10 protein-coding genes are annotated in these 13,257 nt (G+C 69.6%); 3 read left to right on the top strand and 7 right to left on the bottom strand.

The window, feature by feature from the left end; genetic code table 11:
* The first annotated feature begins 7 nt into the window (after positions 1–7).
* Positions 8–1,519, top strand: coding sequence for a flotillin family protein (locus tag ACWZJV_RS15785; RefSeq protein ID WP_196875914.1), 1,512 nt, complete (start codon positions 8–10; stop codon positions 1,517–1,519).
* Between the two features lie 261 nt (positions 1,520–1,780).
* Here ACWZJV_RS15785 and ACWZJV_RS15780 read toward each other — a convergent pair whose 3' ends face one another.
* From ACWZJV_RS15780 to ACWZJV_RS15770, 3 genes are all read right to left on the bottom strand, one after another.
* A complete protein-coding gene (locus ACWZJV_RS15780; RefSeq protein ID WP_457177023.1) occupies positions 1,781–3,580 on the bottom strand; it encodes a penicillin-binding transpeptidase domain-containing protein in 1,800 nt (599 codons plus the stop codon).
* A gap of 197 nt (positions 3,581–3,777) precedes the next feature.
* Complete coding sequence (locus tag ACWZJV_RS15775) at positions 3,778–4,797, bottom strand: SGNH/GDSL hydrolase family protein (RefSeq protein WP_457177021.1); 1,020 nt, start codon at positions 4,795–4,797, stop codon at positions 3,778–3,780.
* Positions 4,798–4,924: 127 nt separating this feature from the next.
* The gene (locus ACWZJV_RS15770) at positions 4,925–7,015 is read right to left on the bottom strand and encodes an MMPL family transporter (protein WP_457177019.1); all 2,091 of its coding nucleotides are present in this window, start codon (positions 7,013–7,015) and stop codon (positions 4,925–4,927) included.
* Between the two features lie 88 nt (positions 7,016–7,103).
* On the opposite strand from ACWZJV_RS15770, the gene ACWZJV_RS15765 reads away from it, so the two are divergent.
* Together ACWZJV_RS15765 and ACWZJV_RS15760 are read left to right on the top strand one after the other, a co-directional pair.
* A complete protein-coding gene (locus ACWZJV_RS15765; RefSeq protein WP_008356007.1) occupies positions 7,104–7,424 on the top strand; it encodes a PadR family transcriptional regulator in 321 nt (106 codons plus the stop codon).
* Between the two features lie 145 nt (positions 7,425–7,569).
* On the top strand, positions 7,570–8,208 hold the full coding sequence (locus ACWZJV_RS15760; RefSeq protein WP_457177017.1) for a permease prefix domain 1-containing protein: 639 nt from the start codon (positions 7,570–7,572) through the stop codon (positions 8,206–8,208).
* Between the two features lie 96 nt (positions 8,209–8,304).
* On the opposite strand, the gene ACWZJV_RS15755 is transcribed toward ACWZJV_RS15760, so the two are convergent.
* Genes ACWZJV_RS15755 through ACWZJV_RS15740 form a run of 4 tightly spaced genes read right to left on the bottom strand, consistent with a single transcriptional unit; the run spans position 8,305 to position 13,143 of the window.
* Entirely contained in the window at positions 8,305–10,152 is a 1,848-nt protein-coding gene (locus ACWZJV_RS15755; protein WP_008356004.1) for a DEAD/DEAH box helicase, read from the bottom strand.
* 59 nt (positions 10,153–10,211) lie between these two features.
* Positions 10,212–11,018 carry an MOSC domain-containing protein gene (locus ACWZJV_RS15750; protein WP_457177015.1) on the bottom strand — a complete coding sequence of 269 codons (807 nt, stop codon included), beginning with the start codon at positions 11,016–11,018 and terminating at the stop codon, positions 10,212–10,214.
* A gap of 22 nt (positions 11,019–11,040) precedes the next feature.
* On the bottom strand, positions 11,041–12,864 hold the full coding sequence (gene glmS, locus ACWZJV_RS15745) for a glutamine--fructose-6-phosphate transaminase (isomerizing) (RefSeq protein WP_196875920.1): 1,824 nt from the start codon (positions 12,862–12,864) through the stop codon (positions 11,041–11,043).
* Positions 12,865–12,879: 15 nt separating this feature from the next.
* Positions 12,880–13,143: a hypothetical protein gene (locus tag ACWZJV_RS15740; RefSeq protein ID WP_008355999.1), complete on the bottom strand. Its 264-nt coding sequence runs from the start codon at positions 13,141–13,143 to the stop codon at positions 12,880–12,882.
* Between the last annotated feature and the right edge of the window lie 114 nt (positions 13,144–13,257).

Here is a 13,257-nt window from a genome sequence, read left to right as displayed (position 1 = left end):
GGTCCTCATGGAACTGCTGGTGCCGATCGCCGGCCTTGTCGTACTTCTCATCCTGCTCCTGCTGCTGGTCACCAGCCGCTACAAGGTCGCCGGTCCCAACCAGGCGTTCATCGTCACCGGCCGCAAGGGCAAGGCCGTCCTCAACCCGGAGACCGGCCAGCTCACCACCGACCTGTCCGGCCAGAAGGTCGTGCTCGGTGGCGGTGTCTTCGTGGTGCCGTTCGTCCAGAAGCTGGCGACGATGGACCTCTCCTCGCGCCGGATCTCGGTGCAGATCCGCGGCGCGGTCTCCGGCCAGGGCATCAAGCTCAACCTCGACGGCGTCGCCATCGTGAAGGTGGGCGGCAACGCCGACCAGATCCGGCTCGCCGCGCAGCGGTTCCTCTCCCAGCAGGAGGAGATCGAGCCGTTCACGCAGGAGGTGCTCGCCGGCGCGCTGCGCTCGATCGTCGGTGGTCTGACCGTCGAGCAGATCATCCGTGACCGGGCCGCCTTCGCCCAGCGGGTCGCCGACGAGTCCGAGTCGTCGCTCACCGGCCAGGGCCTGATCCTGGACACCTTCCAGATCCAGGACGTCACCGACGACGGCTCCTACCTCGCCAACCTCGGTCGCCCCGAGGCCGCCCGCATCACCCAGGCCGCCTCGATCGCCGAGGCGGAGGCGCGTCGTGCCGCCGAGCAGGCGCGCATCAAGGCCGAGGAGGAGATCGCGATCGCTCAGCGCGCGCTCGCCCTCAAGCAGGCCGAGATCAAGGCCGAGACCGACGCGGCCGCTGCCAACGCCGCCGCCTCCGGCCCGCTCGCCCAGGCCGACCGCGACCAGGCCATCCTCACCGAGCAGGAGAAGGTCGCCGTACGCCAGGCGGCGCTGACCGAGCGCCAGCTCGAGACCCAGGTGCGCAAGCCTGCCGACGCCGAGCGCTACCGCGTCGAGCAGGAGGCGGAGGGTCGGCGTAACTCGGAGATCGCCGCCGCGGAGGCCCGCAAGGCGGCCACCATCGCCGCGGCCGAGGCGGACGCCGAGCAGGCCCGGCTCACCGGTGAGGCGGAGAAGGCCCGCCGTGCCGCGCTGGCCGAGGCCGAGGCCATCGAGGGTGCCAAGCGCGGTGAGGCGCAGAAGTCGCTGCGTCTGGCCGGCGCCGAGGCGACCCGGGCCGAGGGTGAGGCGAGCGCCGCCGCGACGCTGGCCGTGGGACAGGCCGAGGCCGAGGCGATGGACAAGCGCGCCTCGGCGTTCGCGTCCTACAACGACGCCGCCGTGCTGCAGATGCTGATCGAGGTCCTGCCGCGGATCGCCAAGGAGGTCGCCGCGCCGATCAGCGCGATCGACAGCCTCACCGTCCTCTCCACCGAGGGTGCGGGCGCCATCCCGAAGCAGGTCAACGACAACGTCGTCCAGACGCTCAACATGCTCAAGACCACCACGGGCGTCGACCTCGGCTCGATGCTCCGCAAGGCCGTGTCCACGACGAGCGAGAACGGCATCGCGGAGATCCCCGCCGACAGCGCTCCGCAGTGACCGGGCCACAGCTTGCCCACACTCGGTCAAGAACTCTGTAGAAAACGGGCATAAACGTGACAGCCAGAAACAAGTCTGGTTATGTATCCACGTCGACGTAGGGAGGGAGCACTCCAAACCTCGACCGGGCCTCGCGGCCGAAAGGCCGCCAGGCTCGCCCCTCGAGTCTCTCTACTGTTCCCCCCGTCGGTGGAGAGACACCGAGGGAAATCGATTGTGGCCCGGCCTCACGGCCGGGCCACAACGCATTTGGGTGGCGCCTCAGCGCTCGTTGACCATCCGCAGGAACGCCTCGACGAGCGGGCCCGAGGTGGCCGCCCCGTTCTCGCCCTCGTCGACGTAGACCGCCACGGCCAGGTCGCCCTGCGCCGCGATCATCCAGGTGTGGGTGAGGCGCTTGCCGTTGCGGTCGAACTCCGCCGTGCCGGTCTTGGCGATCACCGGCTTGCCCGGCACGTCGGCCAGGCCGCGACCGGTGCCGTCGGTGACCACACCCCGGAAGATCGTACGCAGCTCCGCAGCCTCGTCGGCAGCCAGCGGCTCCACGCCCGACGGCTTGGCGGCCTGGCCCTGGACGAGGTTCGGGACCACGGTGTGACCGGCCTGGATGGAACCGATGACGGTGGCCATCACGAGCGGCGAGGCGAGCACCTTGCCCTGTCCGATCAGGTCGGCGGCGTGCTCGGTGTCGCCCGCTGGCTCGGGGATCTGGCCGAAGTAGGAGGTGAAGCCGGCGTCGCGGTCGATGCCGAAGCCCAGGGAGGCGGCGGCCGAGGCGATCTCGGCGTGACCGACCTCGCCCGCCGCGCCGATCATGGCGGTGTTGCAGGACTCGGCGACGGCGTGGGCGAGCGTAATCTCCCCGAGTGCGGACTTCGGGTACCAGGAGTCGTTCTTGAACGTCTTGCCGTCGACGGTGGCCTTGGCGGGACAGGTGACCCGGCTGTCGGCGTCGAGGCCCTTGCGCAGCAGCGCGAGCGTGGTCGCGGCCTTGAAGGTCGATCCCGGCGCCGCCTGGCCGTAGGTGGCCAGGTTCATCTTGTTGTCCTTGCCGTTGGCGGCGACCAGCACGGCGCCGTCGCTGGGCCGGATCGCGACCAGGGCGCTCTCGGGCTTGACCTCCTTCAAGATCTTCTCGGCACTCTTCTGCATCCGCGCATCGAGGGTGACGGTCAGCGACTTCCCGTCGATCGGATCGGTGCTGTAGAGCTTCTTGAGCACCTCGCCCTCGTCCCCGAGCACCGAGACCTGCAGCCCGGGCTTGCCCCGCAGCTGGTCGTCGTAGCGGGCCTGCAGCCCGGAGAGCCCGGCGAGATCGCCGGGGAGGTAGGTCCCGGGCTTCTTCTTCATCATCTCCGCCGTCACCTCGCCGACGATGCCGACGACCGGCGAGGCGAACTCCTTGGTCGGGCCGAGCGGCAGCGTCCGGTTGAGCATCGCGGCGCCCTTGATCTTGGCGATCCTGGAGGCCTTGGCCTTCGTCATCATCGGCTTGCGGATCGAGAGGGCCTCGACGAACGCCTTGTCCCCGGCCGCCCGGACCCGCTTGGCGTAGCGCTTGGGGTTGATGCCGACGATCGCGGCGACGTCACGGGCGGCAGCGGGCGCCGCGACCGGGTCGATCAGCGTCTTGTCGATGCCCACCGTGACGACCGGACGGTCGGCGACAAGGGTCTCGCCCGAGGTGCTCAGGATCTCGCCACGCTGCTGCTGGACGGTCTCGACGTGCAGGCTACGTCCCTCGGCGAGCGTGGGCGCGACGACGGTCGGCTCCCAGACGAACTCCCACTTCTCACCGGTCTTGCGGAGCTCGACCTCCGACTCGTAGGTCCACCGGCCGCCCGGAAGGCCCCACGCCCAGGTGAGCGTCGACTTCGCGCTGTCGGTGCCGTGGCCGGTGAAGGTGGGCTTGGTGGCGGACACGTCCGGCGCCCCGAGCTTCCCGAACAGGTTGCCGGTGAGGTCGTGGTAGTCGGCCGCGACGGCAGCAGGATCGGTCTTCGCCACGAAGTCGACCTTCGTGAACGTGCCGCGCTCCAGGGCCGTGGTCAGGGTCGACATGCTCGGACCGGGGTCCTTGGCTCCACCACAGCCGGCAAGCAGCGGTAAGGCGACAGCAAGGGCCGCAATGCCCCGGGAGACTCGCATGGAACGGTTCTATCAGCCTTGCCCCCAAGATTGGGTTACACCCGTCCAACGCAGAGGTTGTGAAGCCGAGTGTGACCGGTGGGCCACGCTCGGCTTCACGACCGCTCGGATCAGTGCGTCGCCAGCCAGGCGTCCAGGTCGACCCCACGCTGGTCGGCGAGCTTCTGCAGGCGCTCACGGGTCGGCGGCTGGAACACCTTCGGCTCGATGTGGCGGTCGAGCGCGGCGTACGTCCTCTGCTTGGCGGCCTGTGCGGGACCGGTCGCCTCGGCAGCGGCGATCACCGCGGGGCCGGCGGTGAGGGTGGCTCCGGTGAGCGGCGAGCTCACCAGGGGCGTGTAGCCGTCACGGTGTCCGGCCGCGTTGGCGTGGTAGGACTCCTCGATCGGGTCGGAGAGGCCGTTGATCCACTCCACGTCGTCGCAGACCGCGTGTCCGGTGAACCGGCTGATCGGGTTGACGTAGGTGAACCCGGCGGCGCTCGCGCGCGAGGCCGTGGTGTTGTTGAGGAGCACCGCGGTGTCGTTGAGGATCGCCTCGTCCTGCGGGCTGAACCAGGTGAAGGCGTTGCAGTCCTCCCCCATGAACAGCTTCGGGTAGCCGACGACCACCACCTTCGCGTTGGGTGCGGCCGAACGGATCCTCGAGTAGAGCGTCCCGAGGCTGCCCGGGAGCGTGTTGCGGATGTAGCTCTGCGCACCCGCGACCGCGCCCGAGCAGTCGCTCGCCCAGGCGGGCAGCGCGCACTCGGTGATCACGTCGGCGAAGCCCGCGTCGTTGCCGCCGACCGAGATGGTCACGTAGCGGGTCGAGGTGGACAGCGCGCTGAGCTGGCTGTTGGTGACGTCGGCGACGACCGCTCCGGAGCAGGCGCGGAAGTTGAGGCTGTAGCCCTTCGCCGCGGCGACCAGGCTGGGGTACGCCAGGGTCGACCGCTTGCAGCTGCTGCCGTCGTTGATGTAGGTGCGGGTGCCGACTCCCGAGGAGTAGGAGTCACCGAGCGCGACGTACGGCTCCCCAGCCGCTGAGGCTGGGGAGCCGGGGGCGACGGCGAGGCCGGCGCCGAGAAGGGCGATGGAGGTGAGGGAGACCGCGAGGCGGACTGTGGACAGGCGGAAGATCACGTTCATGGCAACTCCCGAAAGCCGGGGACCGCTGGGGGTGCGGCCCTTCCCTTCGGTTGTACGCGCCCTTACGTCTCCCCGCAGGAAATTTGTTTCACGTCCAAGTAACTGTCCGGAACCCGCTTACCCGGGTTCATTCGACGTTCTGGAGACGCGGCAGGATCCGGTCGAGCCACCTCGGCAGCCACCACGCACCGGCACCGAGGATACACATCACGGCGGGCACCACCAGGCACCGCACCACGACCGCGTCGAGCAGCACCGCCACCGCCATCACGAAGCCCATCTCCTGGAGCATCCGGTCAGGACTGAACCAGAAGGCTCCGAACACCACGACCATGATGGCGCCGGCCGCGGTGATGACACCGCCGGTGTGCGCCAGGCCCTCCCGGACCGCCTCCTGGGCATCGCCGCTGCGCAGCCACTCCTCGCGCATCCGTGAGATCAGGAAGACCTCGTAGTCCATCGAGAGCCCGAAGACGATCGCGAAGGTCATCACGGGCAGGAACGCCTCGATCGGACCCGGCTCGACCCCGAGCAGCCCCTCCTGGAAGACGTACGTCATCGCCCCCATCGAGGCACCGATCGAGATCAGGTTGAGGACGGCTGCCTTGATCGCCACCGCGACCGAGCGGAAGACGCACATCAGCAGCAGCGCGGAGAGCCCGACCACGAGCCCGATGAAGAGCGGCAGCTTCTTCCCGACCGCGTCGGAGTAGTCGATCAGCGCCGCGGTCGAGCCGCCGACCAGGGCGTCGTCGCCGAGGTCCGCTCGCAGGTCCTTGACCAGCTCGGTGGTCTCGGCGTCCTGCGGGCCGGTCTCGGGGAAGGCGATGGAGGTGAACACCGCGCCGTCGGCCGACGGCTGCGGGGGCGTCACGGCGGCCACGCCGTCGTACCCCTGGACCTTCTCGTACGCCGCGGCCGCCTGCCCCTGCGAGCCCTCGGTCATGATCACGAGCGGACCGTTGGCACCGGGACCGAACTTGTCGCTGACCAGGTCGTAGGCCTTCCGCGTGGTCGAGGAGGGGTCGTCGTTGCCGGCATCGGCGAAACCGAGCTGGAGACCGAGGACCGGGGTGGCCAGCGCGCCGAGGGCGACCAGGGAGACGAGCAGTGCGGCCCACGGGTGCCGCTGGACGCCGGAGGCCCAGGACCGCCAGCGCTGACCGGGCTCGCGACGGGATCGGGCGGCGTGGCGGCGTACGGACTTCTCCAGGCGCTTGCCGAACAGGGTCAGCAGCGACGGGAGCAGGGTGACCGCGGCGATCATGGTCATCAGGACGGTGAGCGCGACGCCGAGCACGACCCCCTGGATCGAGGTCAGCTGCAGCACGTAGAGACCGCAGAGCGCCAGGATCACGCTGACACCGGCGAAGAGGACCGAGCGCCCGGCGGTGTCGATCGCGGTCGCGGTGGCGTCCTCGCGGGTGGCGCCGTGGAGCAGCTCGCTGCGGTAGCGCGAGAAGACCAGCAGCGCGTAGTCGATGCCCACACCGAGCCCCACGATCATGAGCATCGGGGCGGTGTAGTCCGGGATCGTGGTGAGGTGGGAGAGCAGCGTGACCACGCCGAAGGTGGTGCCGACCGCGAAGATCGCGGTGATCAGCGGCAGGCTCGCCGCCAGGAACGAGCCGAACATGAACAGCATGATCACCAGCGCGGCGAGCATGCCGATTCCCTCGGAGCTGCCGCCCTCGCCCTCGTTCACCTCGCGCATCGAGTCGCCGGCCATCTCGATCTGGAGATCGTCGGTCGTGGTCTCGTCCGCGATCTCGAGGAACGGCTCGTAGGCGCTGATCGGGAGCTCGCCGGGCTCGGCGTCCATCACGATGGTGACCAGCGCGGTCGTACCGTCCTCGCTCACCGACCCGCGCTGCGGGTCGGCGGCCTCGACGGCCTCCACGTGCGGCACCTCGGCGAGCTCCGCGAGCAGGTCGTCGACGGCCTGCTGGTCGGTGTTCCATCCACGCTCGTCGTGGATGACCGCGCGGATCTCGTCGCCCGTCGACCCACCGTGCTTCGCCTGCAGGTCGGCCATCTCCTGCGACTGCGTGCCCGGGATGTCGAAGGAGTTGCGGTAGTCGTCGCCGATGCTCTGCGCGGCCGCGGTCACGCCGACGAGCACCACCACCCACAGCAGCAGCGCGGTCCAGTGGTGGCGTTGGGAGAAGGACGCCAGCCGCCGCAGCGGACTGGGTCTCGTGGTCGTCTGGATGGTCATCATGTCTCCTTGTCGGTGTTTGTCTGACTACCTGTAGACAGACAACATGTATGGAGACAATGTACGACGGACTGTGTAGGCTGTCTACATGAAAGCCGACGCCCTCCGTGGCCACCTCGACTCGCTGATCCTGGCCGTCGTCGAGAAGCAGCCCCTTCACGGCTACGCGATCATCGAGGCGCTCAGCGCTCGCAGCGGTGGTGAGCTCGACCTCCCCACCGGCACGATCTACCCGGCCCTGCGCCGCCTGGAGAAGGCCGGTTACCTCGACAGCTCCTGGTCCGAGGTCGGCGGCCGCAAGCGCCGCACCTACGAGCTCTCCTCCGCCGGCCGCAACGCCCTCGCCGCCCACCGTCAGGAGTGGCGCACCTTCGCCAAGGTCGTCTCCGGCGTACTCGGCGAAGCCTGACCCGCCGAGGCGTCACCCCGGTCGGCCGAGGCGTCACGTACGTCGGCCGAGTCGGCACTTCTGGCGACCGAATCAGCAGTTGTGGCGAACCATTCAGGGAGTTCCCTGATGTGGCCGAGGCCGCTGGGGACGGAAGATGGGGCGCATGAGCGCCGTCGACGTCTACCTAGCGGACCTGCGTGCCGCGATCCCCGGCCCGAGCTGGACCCGGCGCGACCTCCTGCGCGAGGCCGGTGACCATCTCGAGGACGCGACCGAGGCCTACGCCGCGGCCGGCTACACGACCACCGAGGCGGAAGCCCTGGCGCTGCGCGACTTCGGCTCGGTCGACGACATCGCTCCCGGCTTCCGCGACACCGTCGCGATCGGTGCCGCGCGACGTACCGCCCTCATGCTCGTCCTCGTCATGATCCCGCAGGCGTTCCTGTGGGACGACGGGATCGACCTGGGTTCGAGCGGGCAGCTTGCGGCTCCCGATGCCGGCCTGTTCAACGTGCTGGACACGATCATCGAGTACGTCGGCACGATCGGCGCACTGGGCGCCGCCATCGCACTCGTGGTCACCGCGATCGGTCAGCGGTGGCTCGCGGTCGGCCGGCGCACCGCACGCATCGCTGCGACCTGGGCCTTCGCCATCGCGGTCGTGATCCCGGTCATCGGCCTCACGATGCTGGCCCTCACCGGCAGCCTCACCGTGATCGTCGCGCTGGCCGCGATCGCCTTCATGGTGACCCCGTTCGCGCTGGTCGCCGCCTCGGCCCAGCGCACCCTCGCCGCCTGCTGACCTGCCGAAGCGTCACTCAGGTCGGCCGAGACGTCACCGACACGACCAGTCGGCCGACGCGCGTGACGCGTCGGCCGACGCGGGCGACGTCTCGGGTCAGTCGAACTTGCGCTTCTGACGCGGCTTGCGGGGCCGGTCACCGGCCTCGGGCGCACCGCGACGCGACCCCTGGCTGCGGTCGAAGCGACCACCCGAGCGACGCACGGGGCCGCCACCGGAGTCCTCGGAGAGCTCGATGAGCTTGCCGGAGATGCGGGTCGACTCGAGGGCCTTCCAGGTCTCGGGAGCCAGGTCGGCGGGCAGCTCGACGAGCGAGAAGTCGTTGCGGATGGAGATGTTGCCGAAGTCGGCGCGGCGCAGGCCACCCTCGTTGGCAATGGCGCCGACGATCTGGCGCGGCTCGACGCGGTGACGCTTGCCCACCTGGATCTTGTACGTCGCCAGCGGCTGCCCGTTGCCACGCGACCGCGACGTCTCGCGACGCTCACCGCCTCGCTCGCCCCCGCGGTCGTCGCGGTCGCGACGGCCCCGGCGCTCCTCGTAGGCAGGCTTCTCGGGCTCCGGCTCCAGGAGCAGCGGCTCCTCGCCGTGGAGCACCGCGGCCAGCGCGGCGGCGACGTCGACCTCGGGGACGTCGTGCTCGTCGACGTAGTGACGCACCACGTCGCGGAAGAACTCGATCTTCTCGCCCTCCTGGAGCGCGGCGGTGATGCCGTCGTCGAAGCGGGAGAGGCGGGTCGCGTTGACCTCGTCGACCGAGGGCAGCTGCATCTGCACCGGCTGGGCCTTGGTGTGCTTCTCGATCGCACGCAGCAGCCACCGCTCGCGCGGGGTGACGAAGGAGATCGCGTCACCGGTGCGGCCGGCGCGGCCGGTGCGACCGATGCGGTGGACGTAGGCCTCGACGTCGGTCGGCAGGTCGTAGTTGACGACGTGCGAGATCCGCTCGACGTCCAGACCACGGGCCGCGACGTCGGTCGCGACCAGGATGTCGAGCGAGCCGTCCTTGAGCTGGTTGACGGTCTTCTCGCGCTGGGCCTGGGCGATGTCGCCGTTGATCGCGGTCGCGGCGAAGCCACGCGCACGCAGCTTCTCGGCCAGCGACTCGGTCTCGGACTTCGTGCGCGTGAAGACGATCATGCCCTCGAAGTTCTCGACCTCGAGGATGCGCGTGAGCGCGTCGACCTTCTGGGGGTAGGACACCATCAGGTAGCGCTGGGTGATGTTGGTGTTGGTCTGCGTCTTCGCCTTGACCGAGATCTCCTCGGCGTCGCGCAGGTACTTCTTCGAGAGCCGGCGGATCTGGGCCGGCATGGTCGCGGAGAAGAGCGCGACCTGCTTGTCCTCGGGGGTCTCGGCGAGGATCGTCTCGACGTCCTCCGCGAAGCCCATGTTGAGCATCTCGTCGGCCTCGTCGAGCACCAGGAAGCGCAGCTGGGAGAGGTCCAGCGTGCCCTTCTCCAGGTGGTCCATGATCCGGCCGGGGGTGCCGACGACGACGTGGACGCCGCGGCGGAGCGCGGTCAGCTGCGGGCCGTAGCCCTGGCCGCCGTAGACCGGCAGGATGCGTACGCCGTCGAGGTTGGACGCGTAGCGCTCGAACGCCTCGCACACCTGCAGGGCGAGCTCACGCGTCGGCGCGAGCACCAGCGCCTGCGGCGCGTTCTGGTAGACGTCGAGGTTGGAGAGAACCGGCAGCGCGAACGCGGCGGTCTTCCCGGTGCCGGTCTGCGCGAGACCGACGACGTCACGCCCCTGGAGCAGCGTGGGGATGGTCGCGGCCTGGATCGCGCTCGGCGTCTCGTAACCGAGGGCCTTCACGGCCTCGAGAACGCCCGCGGACAGACCGAGTGAATCGAAGGTCGGACCCTGATCTGCCTCCACGATCGGCTCCTCGGTCGCGGGAGTGGTGGATACGGCAGAATCAGCGTCGGTGCTCACCATCCAACGGTAGGCCCTTATAGCACGATCTCGACATTCCTCGGCGCGGTGGTCCCCGTCACTCAGGAGACGATGACCTCGTCGCCGACCGCGATCTCACCGGGGTGGACGACGCCGAGGTGCACCGCCGCCCAGGTCTTGCCGTCCCACCTCCGATGGACCGCGAGCGTACGCAGCGGCTCCTTGCTCTTCTCCAGCGTCACCGGATCGATGGTGGTCATCACGCATCGCGGGACCGCCGAGACCACCCGGAACCGGACCGGTCCGATGGCGATCTCCTTCCACCCGTCCTCCGCGAACGCCTCCTCGGCACCCTCGACCAGGAGACTGGGCCGGAACCGCTGCGCGGTGATCGTCACCTCGCTCCAGGAGTCGATCGCGGCGACCGAGGCGTCGGTGATCAGCGAGACCGCGGAGTCGTCCTGGAAGGCGGCGCGGTCGGACGGGCCGAACCCGTCCTCGGCGTCGAGCACGCGGCGGAACGGGTCGTGGCACCACACCAGCGACAGGTCGTCGCGGCCGAGGACGCGGCGCAGCCACGCATCGGCCTCCGGACCGGCCGGGCGCACACGCATCCTCGGGCGGTTGAACATCTGCACGTCGCGTACGCCCTCGCTCGGGAGCGCCAGCTCGATCGCCTCGTGCCCGGGCGCGCTCAGCCGCAGGTCTGCCCCGCCGCCCGTCGCCGGGGTGTCGGCGACGACGGTGAAGAGCTCGCGGACCTCCCGGGCGGAGACGAGCTTCCCCTCACCGTCGACGACCATCCACTCCCGGTCCCCGACGAGCCCCGCCCTGCCGACGTACGCCTCCTGCACCGGCCTGATCGCCGTCGACTTCACCGGATGGAGATTGATACCCGCCAGACGCATGGCCCGATTCAACCGCTCCCCACTACTCAACGGTTACCGATTTTGCGAGGTTGCGCGGCTTGTCGACGTCGTGGCCGAGGGCCTTGGCGGCATGGAAGGCGATCAGCTGGAGCGGGATGGTCAGCAGGATCGGGTCGAGCTCGACCTCGTTCTTCGGTACGTCGACCCGCAGTGCGTCGAGCTCGCCGAGGTCGACCTCGGGGTGGGTGACGACGACCAGCGGCCCGCGGCGGGCGCTGATCTCGTGCAGGGCCGCGACGTTGCGGTCGGTCAGTTCGTCCTGGGGGACGATCGCGACCGTCGGCACGGACTCCGAGATCAGCGCGAGCGGGCCGTGCTTGAGCTCGGAGGTCTGGTACGCCTCGGCGTGCCGGTAGGAGATCTCCTTCAGCTTCTGCGCGCCTTCGCGGGCGACCGGGTAGCCGCGTACGCGACCGACGAAGAACATCGACTCGGCCTCGGCCAGGCGCGCCGCGACCTCCTCGAGGTGGGACTCGCTCTTGAGGATCTCCTCGATCTGGGTCGGCAGTGCCTGCAGGCCGGCGATGAGTCGCTTCCCGTCGGCGATCGAGAGGTCGCGAACCCGGCCGAGCTGGAGCGCCAGCAGGGAGAACGCGACGTACATGTTGGTCAGGGCCTTGGTCGAGGCGACCGCGATCTCCGGGCCGGCGTGCAGGTAGATGCCGCCGTCGACGGCGCGCGCGATCGCCGAGCCGACGACGTTGACGACGCCCAGCACCCGGCCGCCCTTGCGCTTGATCTCCTGGACGGCGAGCAGGGTGTCGATGGTCTCGCCGGACTGGGAGACGACGACATAGAGGGTGTCGGGCTCGATGATCGGGTTGCGGTAGCGGAACTCGGAGGCAGCCTCGGCGTCGGCGGGGATCCGGGCCAGCTCCTCGATCAGCCCCGCACCCATCTGACCGACGTAGTAGGCGGAACCGCAGCCGAGGATCTTCACCCGGCGGATCGCGCGCAGCTCGCGGGGATCGAGGTTGAGCCCGCCGAGGTGAGCCGTCCCGAACCGCTCGTCGAGCCGCCCGCGGAGCGCGCGCTCGACCGAGGACGGCTGCTCGAGGATCTCGGTGAACATCCGCGGCTCGTCGGCGAGCTCGCCGTACTCGTACGCCGACGGGTCCACGTCGACCTCACGGGCCGTCGTGGTGGTCGTCGTGAGGTCCTGGCGGAAGGTCGTGAAGCCGGTCGCGGTGACGGTCGCCAGCTCGCCGTCGTCGAGGTGGGCGACGGTGGTGGTGTGGCGTACGACCGCGGCCAGATCGGACGCGACGTACATCTCCCCGTCGCCGACACCCACGATCAGCGGCGAGCCGTTGCGAGCCACGACCATGCGGTCGGGGAAGTCGGCGTGCACGACGGCCAGCCCCCAGGTGCCCTCCACCTGGGAGAGCGCGTCGACGACCTTCGCCTCCAGATTGTCTGCAGTCGACAATCCGATGAGGTGCGCGAAGACCTCGGTGTCGGTGTCGCTGACCAGCTCGACGCCCGCCTCGGTGAGGCGCTCCCGCAACGAGGCGGCGTTGTCGACAATCCCGTTGTGGACAACCGCCACCCGCCCGTCGGCGGAGACGTGCGGGTGAGCGTTGGTGTCGTTGGCGGGGCCATGGGTGGCCCACCGGGTGTGCCCGATCCCGACCTTGCCGGCGAACCGCTTCGGGAGGGCATCGACCAGGTCGCGTACGCGCCCGGCCTTCTTCACCACCTGCAGCCTGCTGCCCAGCACCGCGACGCCCGCCGAGTCATACCCGCGGTGCTCGAGCCGGGCCAACCCCTCGGTGAGCAGGCCGGCAGCCTGCTGGGGTCCGATGTAGCCGACGATTCCGCACATGTGTCCTTGTCCGTCCTATCCGTAGATGAGCCGTCGCAGCTGCCGCTCGGTCAGCCGCGGCGCGGCAACGACCCGCGCCCGCAGCTCCTCGGCCAGCTGCGCGAAGATCGCGTCGTTCTTCGCGCCGTAGGTCTTCAGCTGCGCATGCCGGCGGCGTACGTACGTCTCGACCGGTTCGTCGAAGTACGCCACCACGTCCTCGACCACCCGCGCCGCCTCCGCGGACGAGAGCCCGGTGGTCGCGACCAGGTGGTCGATCAGGGGTTCCTCGGCACTCACCCCACCAACTGTGGGGCACACCCGAGACAACGAGCAAGTTTCTGCCCGATTTCGGGCAGAAACAGGCGATTGGTCATCAGGTGGGGCGGCGGTCGCTCAGATCGCCCATTCCGA

The sequence above is a fragment of the Nocardioides sp. WG-D5 genome, from assembly GCF_054031175.1.
Note: the sequence above shows the minus strand (reverse complement) of the source record. Positions and strands in the feature narration are given on the sequence as shown.